General features: G+C 63.4%; 15 protein-coding genes and 1 pseudogene. 7 read left to right on the top strand and 9 right to left on the bottom strand.

The window, feature by feature from the left end; translation table 11 throughout:
• Positions 1-158 precede the first annotated feature (158 nt).
• Positions 159-692 (bottom strand): hypothetical protein, encoded by a 534-nt coding sequence (locus K6G35_RS17540; protein ID WP_495676815.1) that lies wholly within the window; start codon positions 690-692, stop codon positions 159-161.
• A 559-nt stretch (positions 693-1,251) separates the two neighbouring features.
• Between K6G35_RS17540 and K6G35_RS17535 the strand changes: the two genes are divergently transcribed.
• Entirely contained in the window at positions 1,252-2,664 is a 1,413-nt protein-coding gene (locus tag K6G35_RS17535; RefSeq protein ID WP_495676814.1) for a DUF2252 domain-containing protein, read from the top strand.
• Between the two features lie 71 nt (positions 2,665-2,735).
• Here K6G35_RS17535 and K6G35_RS17530 read toward each other — a convergent pair whose 3' ends face one another.
• From K6G35_RS17530 to K6G35_RS17510, 5 genes and pseudogenes are all read right to left on the bottom strand, one after another.
• Positions 2,736-4,718 (bottom strand): alkyl/aryl-sulfatase, encoded by a 1,983-nt coding sequence (locus K6G35_RS17530; RefSeq protein WP_035880940.1) that lies wholly within the window; start codon positions 4,716-4,718, stop codon positions 2,736-2,738.
• 473 nt (positions 4,719-5,191) lie between these two features.
• On the bottom strand, positions 5,192-6,007 hold the full coding sequence (locus K6G35_RS17525; RefSeq protein WP_495676813.1) for an anti-sigma factor family protein: 816 nt from the start codon (positions 6,005-6,007) through the stop codon (positions 5,192-5,194).
• A pseudogene (locus tag K6G35_RS17520) lies at positions 6,004-6,537 on the bottom strand (RNA polymerase sigma factor); the annotation flags it as partial. The gene K6G35_RS17525 and the pseudogene K6G35_RS17520, both read right to left, overlap by 4 nt.
• Before the next feature lie 39 nt (positions 6,538-6,576).
• Positions 6,577-8,064, bottom strand: coding sequence for a YncE family protein (locus K6G35_RS17515; RefSeq protein WP_411860094.1), 1,488 nt, complete (start codon positions 8,062-8,064; stop codon positions 6,577-6,579).
• A 14-nt stretch (positions 8,065-8,078) separates the two neighbouring features.
• Positions 8,079-8,558: a DUF305 domain-containing protein gene (locus K6G35_RS17510; protein WP_286881130.1), complete on the bottom strand. Its 480-nt coding sequence runs from the start codon at positions 8,556-8,558 to the stop codon at positions 8,079-8,081.
• Between the two features lie 189 nt (positions 8,559-8,747).
• Here K6G35_RS17510 and K6G35_RS17505 point away from each other — a divergent pair, with 189 nt between their 5' ends.
• The 4 genes from K6G35_RS17505 to K6G35_RS17490 all read left to right on the top strand — a co-directional run bounded on the left by K6G35_RS17505 (position 8,748) and on the right by K6G35_RS17490 (position 14,733).
• Entirely contained in the window at positions 8,748-8,948 is a 201-nt protein-coding gene (locus tag K6G35_RS17505) for a hypothetical protein (RefSeq protein ID WP_008644208.1), read from the top strand.
• A gap of 372 nt (positions 8,949-9,320) precedes the next feature.
• Positions 9,321-10,235: a polyphosphate kinase 2 family protein gene (locus K6G35_RS17500; RefSeq protein WP_008644210.1), complete on the top strand. Its 915-nt coding sequence runs from the start codon at positions 9,321-9,323 to the stop codon at positions 10,233-10,235.
• 91 nt (positions 10,236-10,326) lie between these two features.
• On the top strand, positions 10,327-13,089 hold the full coding sequence (locus tag K6G35_RS17495) for a cation-translocating P-type ATPase (RefSeq protein ID WP_286881128.1): 2,763 nt from the start codon (positions 10,327-10,329) through the stop codon (positions 13,087-13,089).
• Positions 13,090-13,125: 36 nt separating this feature from the next.
• Positions 13,126-14,733, top strand: coding sequence for an alpha/beta hydrolase (locus K6G35_RS17490; RefSeq protein ID WP_035880947.1), 1,608 nt, complete (start codon positions 13,126-13,128; stop codon positions 14,731-14,733).
• 20 nt (positions 14,734-14,753) lie between these two features.
• On the opposite strand, the gene K6G35_RS17485 is transcribed toward K6G35_RS17490, so the two are convergent.
• The 3 genes from K6G35_RS17485 to K6G35_RS17475 form a co-directional block, all read right to left on the bottom strand.
• On the bottom strand, positions 14,754-15,329 hold the full coding sequence (locus tag K6G35_RS17485; protein WP_495676812.1) for a DUF2478 domain-containing protein: 576 nt from the start codon (positions 15,327-15,329) through the stop codon (positions 14,754-14,756).
• A gap of 226 nt (positions 15,330-15,555) precedes the next feature.
• Positions 15,556-16,908, bottom strand: coding sequence for a sensor histidine kinase (locus K6G35_RS17480; RefSeq protein ID WP_008644217.1), 1,353 nt, complete (start codon positions 16,906-16,908; stop codon positions 15,556-15,558).
• Positions 16,909-16,910: 2 nt separating this feature from the next.
• Positions 16,911-17,570, bottom strand: a complete 660-nt coding sequence (locus K6G35_RS17475; protein WP_008644219.1) for a response regulator — start codon at positions 17,568-17,570, stop codon at positions 16,911-16,913.
• A 149-nt stretch (positions 17,571-17,719) separates the two neighbouring features.
• Between K6G35_RS17475 and K6G35_RS17470 the strand changes: the two genes are divergently transcribed.
• Positions 17,720-18,145 (top strand): PepSY domain-containing protein, encoded by a 426-nt coding sequence (locus tag K6G35_RS17470; protein ID WP_008644221.1) that lies wholly within the window; start codon positions 17,720-17,722, stop codon positions 18,143-18,145.
• 113 nt (positions 18,146-18,258) lie between these two features.
• Complete coding sequence (locus K6G35_RS17465) at positions 18,259-18,726, top strand: DUF2271 domain-containing protein (protein ID WP_186426787.1); 468 nt, start codon at positions 18,259-18,261, stop codon at positions 18,724-18,726.
• The last annotated feature ends 31 nt before the right edge of the window (positions 18,727-18,757 follow it).

Below are 18,757 nucleotides of genomic sequence, written 5' to 3'. Positions count from 1 at the left end.
AATCCCGTAACGGTTCAACTGCGCAGGCATGCCGAATCCACGCTGCGGCGTTGGCGCGTGATGATTGCGGTGCACGTGCGAGGCGGGGGCGGCAGCTAACACGATCGCGATGTATGGGACGAAGTGGGATCAGCGCGGAAACGCGGTGAGCGTGTTGATCAGCCTTCGTTGACGGACCGACGGGCCATGTTGTCCGGGAGCGGCCCGAAGAACGCCCGCTTGAATTTTTCGCGACCAATCGCACGCGCCAGTTCGGCGAGGGTGCAGTACATGAGCACAAGCGTCAGCAGCAGAATCTGTATTGCCCAGAACCGCGGCCAATTGATCTCGGAGACCAGCAGCTTGTTGGCTGCGGCAAAGCCGGGCGCCTCCTTCCAGAAATCGTAAAGGCGCTCCAGATAATGAATGAACAGGGCCACCAGGCTGTACATCACCGTCTTCCATCCAACATTCCAGATCAACGGCTTTTCCGGGAACCGGTTGATGAACGGGAGCATGTCGGCCAGCAACACTGCCTTGCCGAGGATCAGGGCAGCCAATGCCACCGACGCGGTGGTCTCCAGCTCGATGCCAGTTCCCCTGACCATGAGTGCCCGGATGATCGCGACGATATGAAGGATGACGAAGAAGTAGATCGTCGGCGGCAGCATCTCCATGAATTCGTGCTTGATCGTCCCGATCAGCTTGCTCATTTCAATCCCCTGATTCAGTGGCGCCCGCAGCGTTGGCTGAGTGGCGAATGAAACACGGCTGGCGGCGCAAGTGCGCCCTCAACGTTATAGGCCAGATGGCGTATGCGTGAGAAGTGCGATGTTGCCGGCAGCCGGCATCAAACTATCGCTGAAGCCGGTTTCCTTATGAAGTGAATCTTCTCTTGCGCGTATGAAAAGGATTCAGTCGATGGTCATGGGTTGCTTCAAGCGTGTTGGGACAGATGGCGTGGCAATGACGGACGTGTCAGAAGCTGCGATAGCACTGCTGCCTCGGTGGTCCCAGGCCGCGCCTGAAGCCATAGGTAGTCGGGGTAATCAATTGCCCTTCGGGGCAGTGTCCGGTACGCCATGATTTCCGGTGTCTCGCAAGTGGAAAGCGGGATACATTGGGTGGCGATGCGCACACAGTACGAACGGCAGTTGCCATACACTAGATTTCCTCCGTATGCCCGACCTTGCGTTCGGAAGGCAGGCAGCCGATCCATTCACGCGGCAGCGCTCCGCATGTCACCGCATCCCACCTACAGGAGGCCCGAAAATGGCAGACATCCGCACCCTGGCAGAACGGCAGGCGATTGGACGTGAAGCACGCAGCCGCGCAAAGCGATCGTCAAATGCCGAGATCGGCAACATCGACCGTGATCCGGTGGCGTTGCTGGAGCAGAACAGCGCGGGGCGCGTGGAGGCGCTGGTGCCGCTGCGCTATGGGCGCATGTCGGTGTCGCCATTCACGTTCTTTCGTGGCAGCGCGATTCTCCAGGCGCACGATCTTGCCGCCACGGCAAATGCAGGCATCGCATTCCCAATCTGCGGCGACGCACACCTGATGAATTTCGGGGGCTTTGCCACACCGGAGCGGCAGCTTGTCTTCGATCTGAACGATTTCGACGAAGTGGCCGTGGGCCCCTGGGAGTGGGACGTCAAGCGCCTTGCCGGAAGCCTGGCCATCGCCGGCGAGCATATGGGTATCGCCCGGGACACGGTCAGCGACATCGTGGCGACGGCTGTGCACGAATACCGCGACCGCATGGAGGAGTACGCCGGGTACAGCGCGCTGGATCTCTGGAACGAGATTGTCTCGTTCGAACGCATGCTCGAAGCCGCGACGAGCGACGAGGGCCGCCGAACGATTCTCAAGGCGAAGGAAAAGGCCGCAGGGCGGACCAACGAAAGCATGTTGAACAAGATGGCCGCGCAGCGTGACGGGCAATGGTGGATTCAGGACGCGCCGCCGGCGATCTTTCATCCCAGCGGCCCCACTTCGCTGCTTGGCGAGCACGACCAATGGTCCAACACCGAGGCGTGGCGAGGCAAGCTGGCCCGCGCTTTCGACGGGTATCTGAAAACGCTTCCCTCGGAGCGACGCGCGCTGATCGACCACTTTTCCCTGCAGGACGTTGCCTTCAAAGTGGTAGGGGTCGGCAGTGTGGGTACCTTCTGTCTGGTGCTGCTGATGGTGGACAGCCACGAGCAACCGCTGTTCCTGCAGGTTAAGGAAGCCAGGGACTCGGTAATCGCGCTTCACTATGACGCTGAAGGCCCGGCGCATCAGGGTCAGCGTGTCGTTTCGGGTCAGCGCCTGCTGCAGGCGGCCAGCGATGCGTTCCTTGGCTGGACGTCTGGCCCGGCAAATCGACAGTTCTACTTCCGTCAGTTGCGCGATATGAAGGTATCGGCCGACGTCGAAAGCATGAGCAACGGGGTACTGCAGGGATATGCGCGCTTCTGCGGTTGGGCGTTGGCACGCGCGCACGCGAAGGCGAGCGGGAAGGCAGTGGAGATCGCGGCCTACCTGGGCAGCGGGGAGCGGTTCGCCGATGCGATCACCGATTACTCGTTCGCTTGCGCCACTCAGAATCTGAAGGATTACGAGGCGTTCAAGCTCGCGTGTCGGACGGGCAAGATCGAAGCCCGCAGTGACGAGGACATGGCGGCGGACTTCCGCATGTAGCCACCGCGTTCAGACTAACGAGCGGCAAAAGGCCCCGGTGCTTGAGGCAAGCGCCGGGGCCTTTTTTTACCTTACGGCGTGACGATGTTGAACCAGAACTCGAAGTGGTCGAGGTAGCTCACCAGTTCGTCGAGCTTCGCCTGATTGCCAGTGACCTTCGCCGATCCATTCTTGATCGCGTCGGCCAGCTTCGTCTGTTGCAGGATGATGCCGTTCAGCGTGTCGCGCGACATCGCCACGGAGGCATCCGCGTTGGCGGATTCGACGCCTGCCGTGTGGTTGAGCACGCCGTTCTCAAGTTCCAGCAGATACTTGCCGCCTTCCTTGCCGAAGTCGACGTTCAGCGCGATCTTCGCATTGGCCGCCTTGGCGCGGTTCACGCGAACGCTGAGATAGTCGAAGAACATCTCCGGCGTCATGGCCTTCACCGTATCGCCGCTGGCGGTGTTCGGCGTGGGCAGCTTCTTCACGCCTTCGCGCAATTCCTTGGCACCGGTCAGGTAGAAGTTGCGCCACGGGCCGGATTCGGCCTGATAGCCCAGTTGCTCGAGCGCGTCGGCCTGGAGGTTCTTGGCGGCCTTGTTCGACGGATCGGCAAACACCACGTGGTTGACCACCTGGGCCACCCAGCGATACTCACCCTTGTCGTACGCCTGCTTGGCCTTCGACAGCACGGCACTGGCCCCGCCCATGAACTCGACGTAGCGCTTGCTGGCTTCCACCGGCGTCAATTCGTCCAGCGTGGCGGGGTTGCCATTGAACCAGCCGAGGTAAAGGACGTAGGTCGCCTTCACGTCGTGGCTGACGGAGCCGTAGTAGCCACGGTTGGCCCACATGTTGGCGAGGTCGGGCGGCAGCTTGAACTTGTCCGCGATCTCGACCATCGTCTCGCCCTGATTGGCCAGGCGCAGCGTCTCGTCGTTGATGTAGCGATACAGGTCGCGCTGCTGGCGCAGCAGGTGTACCACGTTCTTCTGGCCGAAGCTCGGCCAGTGGTGCTGGGCGAACATGACATCCGCCTTGGCGCCCCACATGGTCAGGGCCTGGTTCAGGTACTTCGACCAGGGCAGCGGCTCGCGGATCTTGGCGCCACGCAGCGAATACGTGTTGTGCAGCGTGTGTGTGCAATCCTCGGCTGCGGAGATCGCGCGCTTTTCCTCGATGTACCACAGCATCTCGGCCGGAGCTTCCGAGCCAGGAGCCATCAGGAACTCGTAGGTCAGGCCGTCGATGACGCGCTTTTCACCGGTCTTGGTGATCGTGTCCGTCGGAGACAACAGCGTGACGGTGCCGGCCGAGGTCGTGGTGCCGAGACCGGCGCCGACCTGGCCCTTTTCATCGGCGGGCAGCAGATTGCCGTACATGTAGCTGGCGCGGCGGCTCATGGCGTTGCCGGCCATGACGTTCTCCGCCACCGCGGCTTCCAGGAAGCCCTCCGGCGCGTAGATCTTGACCTTACCGGAGGAGACGTCGTCCTGGCTGATCACGCCACGTACGCCGCCATAGTGGTCAACGTGGCTGTGCGTGTAGATCACCGCCTTCACGGGCTTGCGGCCGCGATTGGCATAGTAGAGATCGATGGCGACCTTGGCCGTTTCTTCCGAGACGAGGGGGTCAACGACCGTGATGCCTTCCTTGCCCTCGATGATGGTCATGTTCGACAGGTCCTGATTCCGAACCTGATAGATGCCATCGGTCACCTGGAACAGGCCGCTGATGTTGATCAGCTGAGCCTGACGCCAGAGGCTCGGGTTGACCGTGCCAGGCGCCTGGGAGCCTTCCTTGATAAAGGCGTACTGGTTCGGGTTCCAGATGGGGTTGCCCGACGGCCCCTTGATCAGCGCGTTCGGCAGTGGCGCGACAAAGCCGCGGTGTGCGTCATCGAAATCGGAGCGATCCGAGAAAGGCAATTCGCTGAGGAGTTTCTGGTTGGCGGCCTTGGTCGCGCCGGTGGCGTCCTTCCGCGCGTCCTGGGCATAGGCCGCGCCGAACTGGGAGAGCACCGCGGCGGAGACGAGCGTCACGACGCTCGCGCGAAATCGGCTGTTCTTCATGTTTTCCTCTTTGATTGTCCCAATCGAATTTGTGCCGGCCTGGTTTTGGGGGCGTTGGCCAGGTGTGCAGACCCGTGTATCCCGACAAGTACGAGCCTGACTGCACAGAATTCTGAGCGAACTTCCTGAGTGTCAGAAGTTAGTTTTTTGGGTGCAGGATGCGCCTCGACATGAAATATTTGCTTTAGATTTGCCCTGCGGTTTTCGATGGAATACGTATCTGAGAATGCCGTTCCTGTCGTTGCAGATTTCGGGTGTTACGTGACAAGCGGATCGTTCGGCAGAGTCTTGTCCGTGACGTTCGCAACCGGTGGTGCTGCCGGACTGCGTGGATCCGTTCGCAGTTCTTGATCCTCGCAACCCGGTGCCACGGTGAACAGGTGAGCAGTACTGATGGCGCATCGACGGTACGCCATTGAGGTGAAGGGCAGAGGCAGTGCCCTTGGGTGCAAGCGGAAGCCGACGGGCCGCCCCTACAGCGAAGGATGTTTGCTGCTGGGGCCTACCGATCCATCCCGTCCATTGATCTGCCGGCGCATCTCGTCGGCAAGGGGATGGAGGCCGCTGGTGGACGCCGATGCCACCAGGCTGTATCCAAGGCCCTGATTGGCCCATGAGTACCCCGCCACGCCGGCTTGTACGTGTGCCTTCATTGGTGTGTCGCCTTCGATGGCCATCGGGCGTACCAGCATCGCCAGGCGTGTGCCGTGACCGTCCTCGTACATGAAGAGGCCGGCGGGTCCATGCTCGGTGGCGACGAGGCGCCCGCCGATGCAGCGATAGCCTGCCTTGCCGAGGTCCGGCACGGCAATCTGGCGACGCAGCCGCGAGGAGACCCAGTTCACCAGGTCGTTGCTGTCGGCGGCGCCCATTTCCACGGGACGTATCGGGTCGGCGGCAAATACCTGGAAGCTGGCCGTGGCTTCGCGCGCCAGTGCGGCGATGCCGCCGGTGGGCGGCTCGGTCGCGCCGCGTCCCATCCAGCCGCCGATGCCACCAAGGCACATGGCGACGAAGACGGAAGCCGCCAGCCGCCACGGATGGCTGGCGCGGGCGCGTCGTGCCGTCAGCATGTGCCGCAGGTTCAGTTCTGGCGGAACCGGTTCGTCTGCGATTGGGGCGAGCGCGGCGCGCAGCTGCTCGCGCTGGGCCATGTAGCCCTCGATGCGGGTCGCGACGTCGGGATGCTGCTGCAGGTATGCCTCGATCTCGCGCAGGCGCGTGGGGTCGAGCGCGTGGTCGACATAGGCCAGCAGTTCCTCTTCCTGTATCGGTCGATGCTCGTTCATTTGACCCTCCGCAGTCCGGATGCCGGGGCCGCCTTCAGGCCGGGTTCCATCTGCCTCAGTAGTTTTTCCCGCGCGCGAGACAGGCGCGACATCACGGTGCCGACGGGAATCTCAAGAATGCGTGCGGTCTCGGCGTACGACATCTCCTCCACCGAGACCAGCAGGAGCACGCTCCGCTGTTCGGCGGGAAGAGTATCGACTGCGCTCAGCAGGTCCCGATAACGCAGTGCGTCTTCCTGGGCCGGCGGCACGGTCATGAGGGACTCCGCCACGTCGTCGATAGCCACGTGCAGCCCTTGCGCGCTGGCATGGCGGCGCAGGGCCGTCATCGCCAGGTTATGCAGGATGGCGAATACCCAGCTACGGGTGTCCGCGCGGCTGCGGCGGCTGTCCCAGTACGTGATGACCTTTTCCAGGCAGTCCTGCACGAGATCGTCCGCGGCCGCCTGCTCGCGCAATAGCGCGCGGGCATAGCGGCGCAACGCCGGAATCATCGGCTCGACCTGTTGCAGCAAGTCCTTCACGGCAGCGGTGTCTCCTTCAGGGGGGACAGCATGATCGTCCTTGGGCTAGAGCGCCTGCACCTGAACAGGTGCGGCGGGTTTGCCGTTTTCCGACGGGGCGATGACGAGAAAGCGTCGTCCCTCCACGGTGGCGTTGTCCTGCACGATCTGCCGGATGGGGCCGATTGCATTGACAATAGCCGAGCCGGCGGGGTTCGTCATGAACGAGGCGAGCGGCTCCAGCGATCCGGTGCCGTCCGCATGGCGGGCCAGCGCCAGTACGTACGCGTGCTTCGGTTGCAGCCCCGTTGCCGAGGCCTGCAGAACCTGAAGCAGGCCCTGGTCGAACAGCGTCACGCTGGTGGGGGCGTTGTCCGTGGCCACCGGCTTGCCGTTCTCGACACGCAGCAACTTCAATTGCGTGCTCTGGCCAGCCAGGCCTGGCGGCTGCAGTCCTTGTGTGCCATCGCCATCGGGTACCGCATTCGGCACGTAGGCAATCGCCTGCGGCGCCTGACCCACCGGCACGTTGGCGACGACCTGGTTCGTGGCGGTATCGATGACGGCCAGCTTGTCGGCATTCTCCAGTCCGACGTAGATCCGGCTCCCGTCGCCCGACGGCCAGACACCGTGAGGAAGGCTACCCACGGGAATGGTGGCCACCGGGGAGAAGTCGTCGGTGCGGAATACCTTGACCTGGTTCAGGCCGCCGATCGTGACATAGGCAAGCGTGCCCGCCGCCGTGTGCGCGAAGTTGACGTGATTGGTGATCGGGCCCGTCTCGATTGTCCTGATCGGGCGGAACGGAGGCTGTGCCTCGAACACCTGCGTCTTGCCGACGTCTTTCAGCGTGAACCAGACCTGTTTGCCATCCGGTGTGGCCGCGATGTTCGGGCAGAACGGACTTTCCTGCTTCACGCGGCCCACGATCTTGTGGTCGGCCACGCTCACGACCGCCGTTTCGGGGTTGAACGACGAGCAGATGTAGCCGTACTTGCCGTCTGGCGAGAAGATCTGCATGCCTGGGCCGTCGGCAACCTTGATGCGGGCGGTCTCCGCGAACGTCGCGGCGTCGAGAACTGCGATGTAGTTTTCGCCGCGCACGGTGATCCACACTTCCTTGCCATTCGGCGTGTAGAACGCCTCATGCGGCGAGCGTCCCACGTAGGTGACATGCTTGACCGCATTGGTGGCCGTATCGATGAACGACACTGAGTTCGACCCGATGGAGACGATCGCGAGCGTGCGATGGTCCGGCGAGAAGCCCATGCCGTGAACCAGCAGCTGGCCGCGGTACAACGGACTCAGATTGCCGGGCGCGGGGTCGCCCAGCCGGATAACACCGAGCAACCGGTTGTCGGCCGGATCGGTGACGGAGACGGTGTTCGAGAACTGTTCGGCCGCGTAGACACGGTCCCGGTGGCTGATGGGCACGTCCGGCGCATTCAATGGGCCAGGGGCCTGGCCGGCAAGGGCGACGCTGGCGATGCCGGCGGCACCGATCATCAACGCGAGGGAAAGCGAAATGGCGTGTCCAAGGGGGCTGGGTTTCATGATCGGGCCTTGCATCAGTGCGCGTGGGCGGAGTGGTCGTGGTTGGCGGGCTGCGACGGCGACGGTGTGGAGGCCACCGGCTGGGTTGGTGCTAGCTGGGTTGGTGCTGGCGCGGACGGCGGAAGCGGCTGTCCAAGCGCCAGCCGCATCGCGGCGATCTCCTGCATCTGATCGACGATGATTTCCTGCGCGATGCGCCTGAGCTGCTCGTTCTTGCCGTAGCGGAGTTCCGCCATGGCCATGTCGATGGCGCCTTGGTGGTGCGGGATCATCATCGCCGCGAAGTCTTCGTCGACATTGCCACTAGGGTGGACCGACATGCCGTCCATCATTCTTGTCATCGCCACTTCGTTCTCCGCCGCGAACCGCTCGGCGTCCGAGCCAGTGGCGGTGGCGGCAAGAGCGGTTGCGGGTGCGGCAGCGGTCAGCGCCGTCAGCAGGAACAGCACCGCACCAATGGCTGGAGGTGTGGGCAGTCGATAGAAGGAGACCATGATTCCTCGCGTCGTTCCATGGGCCCGGAGCGGGCCGTTGTTGGGTAGACGCGGGGAGGGGGGTGCTTATTCCACCTAGGGCGGATTTATTTTTCGGCGGCTCTGGCATCGTTACACGCGATTACCAGCTTCACGTTTCCCCGCGCGGAGTGCCGTAGTATCCTTTTTTCGATTTTCAGGAGGGAAGGAATGATGAAGGCTCTGCTGCTGACGATCGTCTCATGTGCCGCATTGCTGACGGGGTGCGCCGTCGGCCCGTACCCCTATGATGATTCTGCCGCTGGTCCGGGCTGCCCGCCGGGACAGGCGAAGAAGGGCAATTGTCGTGTCGACCAGTACGGGAACGAGTCCTTCTGCCCGCCCGGCAAGGCCAAGAAGGGCCAGTGCTAGCCGCACGCAGGCTCGTCTGCGGAGCCTGACTGTTTTACCGCCGCTCGCTTTCGCCCATCCTCAGCGTGAGGCCACCTTCAAGCTGTCGTGAATCGAGCGAACCCCATCCACGCTGCAAATCGTCTCCAGCGCGATATCGTGCTGCGCCTTGCTTGGCACCGAGCCGCTGCTCTTGACAATGCCGTCCCTGGCAAAAAGTGACAGATAGGGCTTCCGGTTTCCGTGTGACCTGCTACAGTCAATTTAGAGTCGGGACGGGAGCGAGCGCATAGCACTTCGCTTGTCGCGGCTATCGAGCCCTGGAGCCACGTCAGGGCTTTTTTGTTCGTTGGCAGTGCGTTGCCGACGGCCGAAGCTGGGGAGGAGTTGGCAATGCCTCGCAAAGAGATACTGGGCACCCTGGGGAGCTATATCAATCCGTTCCGCATCACGCAGGGCGAGGGGTTCCGTCTGGCGGACTTCGATCCTGCCGATACGCTGGGCTTCGAGATGAAGAAAGGCGAGGCGGCGGACCTGCTTCGCCACGGATCGGAATGGCTGGCGATAGAGCAGGACGTGCTCTACGCGCAGGACTCCTGGTCGGTGCTGCTGGTGTTCCAGGCCATGGACGCGGCCGGCAAGGACGGGACGATCAAGCACGTCATGTCTGGCATCAATCCGCAGGGGTGCGATGTCTTCTCGTTCAAGCAGCCGTCCCATGAAGAACTCTCGCACGATTTTCTCTGGCGATACCTTGCGAAGGTGCCCCAGCGCGGACGCATCGGCATCTTCAATCGGTCCTACTACGAGGACGTGCTCGTGGTGCGGGTGCACCGGCACCTGCTGGAGGCGCAGAAGATCCCGCCGGCACTCATTACCGACAAGATCTGGGACGAACGGCTCGCTGACATCGCCCGCTTCGAGGACTACCTCACGCGGCAGGGCGTGATCATTCTCAAGTTCTATCTGAACCTGTCGTACGAGGAACAGAAACGGCGATTCCTGAAGCGCCTTGATAAACCTAACAAGAGTTGGAAGTTCTCACCCTCCGACGTGCGCGAGCGCCGGCACTGGGACGAGTACATGCAGGCCTACGAGGCGGCGATCCGCGCGACTTCCACCGAGGCGGCCCCGTGGTATGTCGTGCCCGCCGACAAAAAATGGTTCACGCGGCTTGTCGTCGCGGCGGCCGTTGTCGAGGCCGTGGAGAAGTTGAACCTCCAGTACCCCGAGATATCGTCTGACCAGGCGAAGGCGCTGGCGAAGGCGCGTGAGGAACTCGAAGGGGAGAAGAAGGCGGCGAAGTAGGCAAGGAAGCGAAAGCAGGCGGGACATCAGGTAAAGCAGTGCGACGGCGAATGGCGCCGCATGACGGGCGCCGCAACCTGGAGGATGCAAGATGAGTGAAGCGGATACCGTGGTATCAGGCGTGGAGGAAACACCCTGGCACGCCATGACCGCCGATGAGGTCGAGCGGCGTTTCAGTGTCGATCCCTCGCAGGGCCTGGAGGCCGACGATGCCGCCGCGCGGCTGGGTACCTACGGACCCAACCGGCTGCCCCAGGGCAAGAAGCGCGGCGCCATCGCGCGCTTTGTCTCCCAGTTCAACAACATCCTGATCTATGTGCTGATCGCGTCGGCCTTCACCAAGCTGATGCTGAGCCTGTGGCTCGACGCATCGATCATCTTCGCCGTCGTCATCCTCAACTCGTTGCTGGGCTTCCTGCAGGAGGGAAAGGCCGAAGAGGCGCTGGATTCGATCCGCAACATGCTGTCCACCGAGGCACGCGTGTTGCGCGGCGGCGCGGCGCGCCTGCTTGATGCCGAGGAACTGGTGCCGGGCGATGTCGTGCTGCTGGAGTCGGGTGACAAGGTCCCCGCCGATCTGCGCCTGGTGGAAGCCAGGAACCTGCGCACAGAGGAAGCGGCGCTCACCGGCGAGTCCGTGCCCGCCGACAAGACGACGGTACCGATGCCCGCCAAGTCCACCGTGGGAGACCGCGAGAACATGGCGTTCTCCGGCACGATGGTGGTCTCCGGCCGGGCCACCGGCGTGGTTGTGGCAACGGGAAGTCAGACGGAACTCGGCCGCATCAACGAGATGCTTGGGCAGGTCAATCCGTTGGAGACGCCGCTGCTGCGGCAGATCACGAAGTTCGGTTACGTCATCACGGCGGCCATCGGTGTTCTCAGTGTCGTGCTGTTTTCCTGGGGGCACTGGCTCGGCAAGATGACTTTCGTGGAGCTGTTCCAGGCGATCGTCGGCATCGCGGTGTCGATCATCCCGGAAGGCCTGCCCGCGCTGATCACCATCACGCTCGCGATTGGCGTGAAGCGGATGGCCCAACGCAATGCCATCATCCGTCGTTTGCCGGCGGTGGAGACGCTGGGCTCCGTCTCGCGCATCTGCTCGGACAAGACGGGCACGCTGACGATGATGGAGATGATGGTGACATCGGTCGTGACGGCCGATGCATCGTATGCAGTGACGGGCCACGGCTACGCACCGGAAGGCGCGCTCAGCACGGAGGGCAAGCCGCTGGACGCCGTGCCGTTGCCGCTGGCGCTGATCGGTCGCGTGTCGATGCTGTGCAACGACGCCGAACTCTTCGAGGACGACGGTCGATGGAAAGTGGAGGGCGACCCCACCGAAGGCGCGCTCTATCCGCTCGCCACCAAGCTCGGCATGGACCGCACCGCCGAGGGGGTGGCCGCGCCACGGATCGACGCCATTCCATTCGAGTCCGAGCACAAGTTCATGGCGACGCTGAACCGCTCGGCCGACGGCGAGATGCTGCTGGTAAAGGGGGCGCCGGAGGTGATTCTCGAACATTGCGATCACCAGCAAACCGCGAATGGCGCGGTGCCGCTCGACCGCGCGTACTTCGCGAGGGAGGGAGATCGCATGGCTGCGCAGGGCGAGCGGGTGCTGGGACTTGCCTGGCTGCCAGATCCGGGCCTGCCCCAGGGCGGCCTCGAACCGAAGGACTTGCCGAACACGCTCGTGTTCCTCGGCCTCGTCGGCCTGATGGACCCGCCGCGCAAGGAGGCGATCGACGCCGTGCGGGAATGCCATGAAGGTGGCATCCGGGTGACGATGATTACCGGCGACCACAAGGTCACGGCGGCCGCCGTGGCGGGAATGCTCGGGATCGGCGATGGCCGCACGGCCGTGGCGGGTACTGAGATCGAGGCGATGAACGATGCGGCCCTGCGCGAATGCGTGCGAGAGGTCGATGTCTTCGCCCGCGCCAGCCCCGAGCACAAGCTCAGACTCGTGAAGGCGATGCAGGCCAACCGGCAGGTGGTGGCAATGACCGGCGACGGCGTCAACGATGCACCCGCGCTCAAGAAGGCCGATATCGGCGTCGCGATGGGCATCAAGGGCACAGAGGTGACGAAGGAGGCCGCAGGGATGATCCTCGTCGACGACAACTTCGCGTCGATCTCGGCGGCCGTGAAGGAAGGTCGCACGGTCTACAACAACATCGAGAAGGCGATGCTGTTCATGCTGCCGACGAACATCGCGCAAGGCGCCGTGATCGCCATCGCGATCCTGATCGGGTTCACGCTGCCAATCACCGCGCCGCAGATCCTGTGGGTGAACACGGTTTCCTCCGTCGCGCTGGGCCTGGCCATGTCGTTCGAGCCCCACGAAGCGGACGTCATGGGCCGGCCACCACGCTCGATCGACCGGTCGATCGTTACCGGTTTCGGGGTATGGCGAATTTGCTTCGTTGGCGTGGCGCTCGTCATCTACACACTCGCGGCGTTCTTCGTGATGAAGGCGCATGGTGCGACGGATGAAATGGCGCGAACGGCGGCCGTCAACGCCATCTCGCTAGGCCAGATCTTCTACCTGATCAACAGCCGGCATCTGCTTGAATCCTCGCTATCCGTGCGCGCCCACTCGAGCAATCCGTATCTCTGGTATGGCATCGGTGGCGTTGTGGTGCTGCAGTTGTTGTTCACGTACTGGTACCCGTTCCAGCTGATCTTCGATACCCAGGCACTGACTGTGGAGCACTGGCTATGGCTGATCGCCGGAGGCGTGGTGCTGTTCTTCGTGGTGGAGTTCGAGAAGCTCGTCATTCGATCCTCCCCGCCACTCACCGCATTGGTGACATCGCAGCGGGCCGGCGCGGCCAGGCGCAAGGCCTGAACGCATGTCGCAATCAGCATGGGCCCTGTTCCACAGATGAAAGCGCGATCCCGTCTGACCAGCAAGGTGCGCATCGCCGCGATCGTGCTGGTCGTGCTTGGCGTGGCGCTACTGGCGCTGCGCGCCTATGACGCGACACGGGGGCCGGAGCTGCAGCTCTGGCACACCTATGTGCCCGACGAACTCGGTGCCGAGCAGATCGACCGGTCCGACTGGAGCCGCTATCTGAGGCAGGAAGACGCCCTGTTCGAGCAGGTCAGACGGCACGTCAGTGACCGTCTGCCGCCCGCGGCGCGAATCCCTTCGAACCGCTATTTCGAGGGCAGCCCGATCTACCCGGAGCGCTTCGAGCACGACTGGAACCGTTCGTACGAGATGCGTCCGGCCGGAAAGCCCGTGGGCGCGGTCGTCCTGCTGCATGGCCTGACCGATTCGCCGTACAGCCTGCGGCATATCGCCCAACGGTATGTGGAGGACGGCTTCGTTGCGATCGGCATTCGCCTTCCCGGCCATGGCACGGTACCGGCCGGGCTCTCTGATGTTGAATGGGAGCGCTGGATGGCGGCGACGCGGCTTGCCGTGCGCGAGGCGCGGCTTCAGGCCGGTGCGGATCGTCCGATCCATCTGGTTGGCTTCTCCAATGGCGGCGCGCTGGCGATGAAGTACGCGCTCGATAGCCTTGAAGACCCCAGGCTGGAGCGACCGGCCCGGATTATCCTGATCTCGCCGATGATCGGCGTGACCCGCTATGCGCGGTTCGCCGGGCTGGCCGCGCTGCCAGCATTGCTGCCGCCCTTCGAGAAGGCTGCGTGGCTCGGAATCGTGCCCGAGTTCAATCCATTCAAGTACAACTCGTTTCCCGTCAATGGGGCGCGGCAATCCCATCGGCTGACCGTCGCGTTGCAAGACCAGATTGCGCGCGTCGCGCGCGAGCGCGGGCTGCAGGACCTGCCTCCCGTGCTGACTTTTCAGTCGGTGATCGACTTCACAGTGAGCACCCCGGCAATCGTCCGACGGCTCTACGCGAGCCTGCCGGACAACGGCAGTGAACTGGTGCTGTTCGACGTCAACCGGCGTGCCAAGCTTGGGCCTCTGATTGATCCGGCGTCAACGCAGGCGCTTGCCCGGCTCTTGCCCGCGCTGCCGGTGAGCTACAGGCTGACGATGATCGGCAATGAAGCGGAGGGGGCGGACGGCGTGACAGCGCGCGTGGTGGACGCAGGCGCCACGGAGGAGACGAAGCGGCCGGTCGCGATGACTTACCCGGCGCAGGTATTTTCGCTGTCGCACGTAGCGATCCCGTTCCCGATGGACGACGAGCTATACGGGATACAACCGATGGATGCAGGCAATCCGCGCTTCGGCGTTTCGCTCGGCGCGATCGCACCGCGTGGTGAGCGCGGCGCGTTGATGGTCAGCCTCGATTCGATGTTCCGGATCTCTTCCAATCCGTTCTTCCCGTACCTGCTTGCGCGCATCGACGAGGTGATCGCCGAACCCGCCCGCGCGTCGGGTGCCCGGCCCGCTGGTGCTCGCCGCGCGGGGCCTGCGGCGCAAGCGAGTTTTCCGGATACCGACCCCGAGTTTGACGAGATGCTGCGCAAGGCGCAGGACGTGGAGCTCGATTCGGTGGTGATGCCGTAGCGACGGGCCGATCGCCTGCTTCATGAACGTGCATGGCGCGCGCGAAGGCCCGCGAACCACAGGTACATGGCCTCGATCGACGGCTGCAGCTCCGTGCCCGAATCGCCCGTGAAGGCGCGCCAGGCCCGAAGATAGTCGTTCGAGACGATGGTCAGCAGCGGAATGCCGGCGGCGGCCACATTCAGCATCTCGGCAGCGAGTCCACCGCCCTGGGCTTCGAGCCCACCGAACCGGTTGGCCACGCAAAGGTCAGGTCGCGCCTCGACGGCGCGGCGCATGGCGACGCTCGCCGCGGCAATGCTGCCTGCATCGACGCAACACGATGTCGAGCCCGAGCCGAGGTTCTGGAACAGGGGGTAGCGTTGGCCACTGTGCTGGTCCACAAGCATCGTGGATGTCTTCTCGGCATTCTCCGCGCGTTCCTGCACTAGCCCGTGAATCCGCAGTCCGGCATGGCGCAGGCCGTCGACGAATCTGGCGAGCAGGCGGTCCGTGCCGGCGTGGTCCGCATGAACGATTGCAGCAATCGGCAAGACGTGTGCCGCGCTATCGCCAGCGTGTCCTGGCTTGGATCCGCTATGGGAATCTTGTGACATTTGTCGTTTCCTATGGCGTTCAGAACGGATAGCGAAAATGGTCGTTGCGGCCGGTCGGGGGAGTGAATCCCGCCACGCAACGGACGCGCTTTGTCAATCGCAATATAGTGAGCTATATGACGCTATCATGCAGAAGCTGGCGAGCAGTTGATAGTGGTTAAACGGAATGAGATTCGCCGGCTGCGGATTTGCTGCCAGACGCCACGGATTCCCGTGGTTGGAGGGATCACCGAGGCGTCATCGAGGCAAGCGGCAAGCCGTCGATCGTGATCCATAAACCATCCGGCCACCCCGGTGCCGGTGAACGCGCGGTAAGCGTGGCGCCAGCCCCGCGAGCAATTGCCTCGACGATGGCCAGCCCGAGACCGCTGCCCCTGGCTGTTGTCGCGCCACGCTCGAATGGCTTCATCAGGCGTGCCAGGTCGTTCTCGGCCAACACAGGCCCGCGATTTGCCACGGTGAATGCCCCCGCCTCCGACAGCGACACCCGCACGGGTTCTCCACGTGCGCCGTGCTTCTGCGCGTTGTCGACCAGATTGCGCACCACGATCGCGAAGGCGTCGGGATCGATCCAGGATTCGACCGGCTGATCGGGCAGGTCGAGCGTGATCGGGTTTGGCGTATGCGCGATGCGCCGGAAGTCCTCGATCACGAGTTCAATCACCGGACGCAAATCCTGCGGCGCGTCACCGAGCACACGCCCGTTCTCGGCCTTCGCGAGCTGCATCAGGCTTTCGCTGAGCCGCGCCAGCGTGCGCAATGACTGTTCGACGTTCTGCACGCGCTCCCGCATGTCGTCGGTCGGCATGTCGGCCTTGAGACGCTGCGTCTGCGCGAGCGCCGCCGCAATCGGCGTGCGCAGTTCGTGCGCGCTATTTGCGGTGAAGCTGCGCTCGGCAGCCAGCGCGCGATCGAGGCGCGCCATCAGGCCGTTGACCGCATCAGCCACCGGCGCGATCTCCGTGGGCAGTCCGCTCTTTTCAAGCGATGTCAGATCGCTCTGGCCGCGCGCGGCGATGCTGCCGCAGAACCGGCGGATGGGCTGAAGTCCCGTCCGGACGATCAGCCAGATGCCGATCAGGCCGACGGGAAGAAACAGGATCAGAACCCTGACGACCGAGAGTGCGGCCGCGACTTTTGCCTGCCGCCGGGCGGCAAGTGGTTCGGCGATCGTCAGGGCAACCGTTCCCTGCAATCCGGGTTCGGTGTAGATCCGATGTGAAAGGGTGGACGAGAATCCCGGCTTCAGGCCGGCCGGAAAGACACTGAGATCGGCGTCATGCGACTGCAGCAGCAGACTGCCCTTGTCGTCGCGGACCACGTAGGTCAGCAATTCGTCGTGGGGCCGCACGGCGGTGACGCGGCTGCTGTCGTCCTCATCGTCATCGGCCTCGCGACGCATGATGTCGGTGAGCGCCAGTGGCAGCAGGCGCTGCGCGGCTTCCTGCAACGCGCTGTCCGACATACGATCGACTTCCTGGCGCAGCACGTGGATCGATGCTGCCGCCGCCGCGCACGCCAGCACGACCAGCCCCGCCACCAGCGCCGCCGAGAGTCTGCCCTGCAGGCTGCGCAGCATCGTCAGTCCCGCCTGAGTCGATAGCCGAGCCCGCGCAAGGTCTCGATGACATCCGCGCCAAGTTTCTTGCGCAGCCGGCTCATATGGACCTCGATGGTGTTGCTGCCGACTTCCTCGTTGAAGGAGTAAAGCCGTTCCTCGAGCCTTGCCCGCGACACGATCATGCCCGGATGCTGGATCAGTGCCTCAAGCAGCGCCCATTCGCTGGCCGTCAGGTCGACGCGGGTTTCGCCGCGCATCACGCTATGCCCGGCCGTGTCGATGCGCAGGTCGCCAAGATTCACCAATGGATTCGGATTACCCGCGTACCGACGCGCCACCGCGCTGACGCGCGCGGACAGTTCGGACAGATCGAAGGGCTTGACCAGGTAGTCATCCGCGCCGGCATTCAGACCGGCAATGCGATTCGACACTTGATCGAGCGCGGTCAGGATGATGACGGGCACGTTCGATCCGCTCGCGCGCAGTTCACGCAGGAAATCAAGGCCGCGGCCATCGGGCAGCAGCAGGTCTAGCAGGATCAGGTCGTAGGTTGCGGCCGAAAGATGTCGGCGCGCATCGGCGAGATTGGCCACGAAGTCGGTCGGATGCCCGTCCTTTTCGATCTGGTCGCGGACGGCCTGCCCAAGCCACGGTTCATCCTCGATGAGAAGAACTCTCATTACGGCTTCCCTGAAGCATGTATCACATGATATTGCCACGCGAACCTGTCGCGAACATGAAGAAAATTCTCTGCCATCGCAAGGTTCGCTTCAGGTTCGCGGCGCATTGTGGCGTCCAAGGAAGCCACACGTAACAAGGAGATGCCGCAATGAAACGCCTTCGGATTGGTATGGGAAAGACCGTCGTGCTCGCGATGCTTGCGCTCGGTGGTGCCACGGTGGGTATTCACACGGTGCAGGCGCACGACCGCGATGACTGCGAGGCGCCGATCAACGACTGGAAGCCGCGCGATGCGGTCCGGGCCATGGCGCAACAGAAAGGCTGGCAGGTCGACAAGCTCAAGATCGACGACGGTTGCTATGAAATCAAGGGCCGCGATAAGGACGGTCAGCGCTTCAAGGCCAAGATTGATCCCGTCACGCTCGACGTCGTGCGCATGAAGCGGGAAGGGGATCACGGCGATCGCGGCGCGGGCAGGACACCGGCGAATGCAGTGGTGAATACAGCGCCCGCGAATGCGGCCACCGACAGTTCGTCGACGCCGGCTACCAAGCCCCAGGTCGAGATCCGCTGAAGCCAACTGCGGATCCACACCGCGTACTCCTCGCCAGCGGCACCGCTCACGCAGCGTGTGTGCCGACTGGCCAGGAACGACGACCCCGCTTTGCACAAATCAGGAGCATTCAGATGAAAGCCGCACTTCCTGTCGCCATGCTTGTGGGCGCGCTCGCCGTGCCGTCACTCGCTTCCGGGCGTCAGGTCTCGTTCGAGACGCAGATGTCCAACTATGGCGGAGACGGTGCCTACGTCGCTCTCTATTTGACCGACAACGCCGGACGCTATCAGCGCACGTTGTGGGTGGCCGGGCCCAAGGCCAAGTATCACAAGAACCTGCGTGACTGGTATCGCGCCGCAGGGGGCGCCGCGAAAGTGGATGGCATCTCCGGCGCCAGTGTTGGCGCCGGGAAGACGTTGCGCGTGACGCTGGATCTGGCGGACACGCTGATCGATGCCGGATATCAGGTGCATATCGATACCGCTGTGGAGGATATGAAGGCGTACCCGTCTGAGGTCGTCGTGCCGCTGACCACATCCGGCGCGAACAAGCCGGTGAACGGCAATGGCTACGTGAAGTCGTTCCGCTATGCCTTGTAAGCAGGGCAGCCACAACAACACGCGATAAAGA

The sequence above is a fragment of the Cupriavidus sp. HY129 genome, from assembly GCF_059492215.1.
Note: the sequence above shows the minus strand (reverse complement) of the source record. Positions and strands in the feature narration are given on the sequence as shown.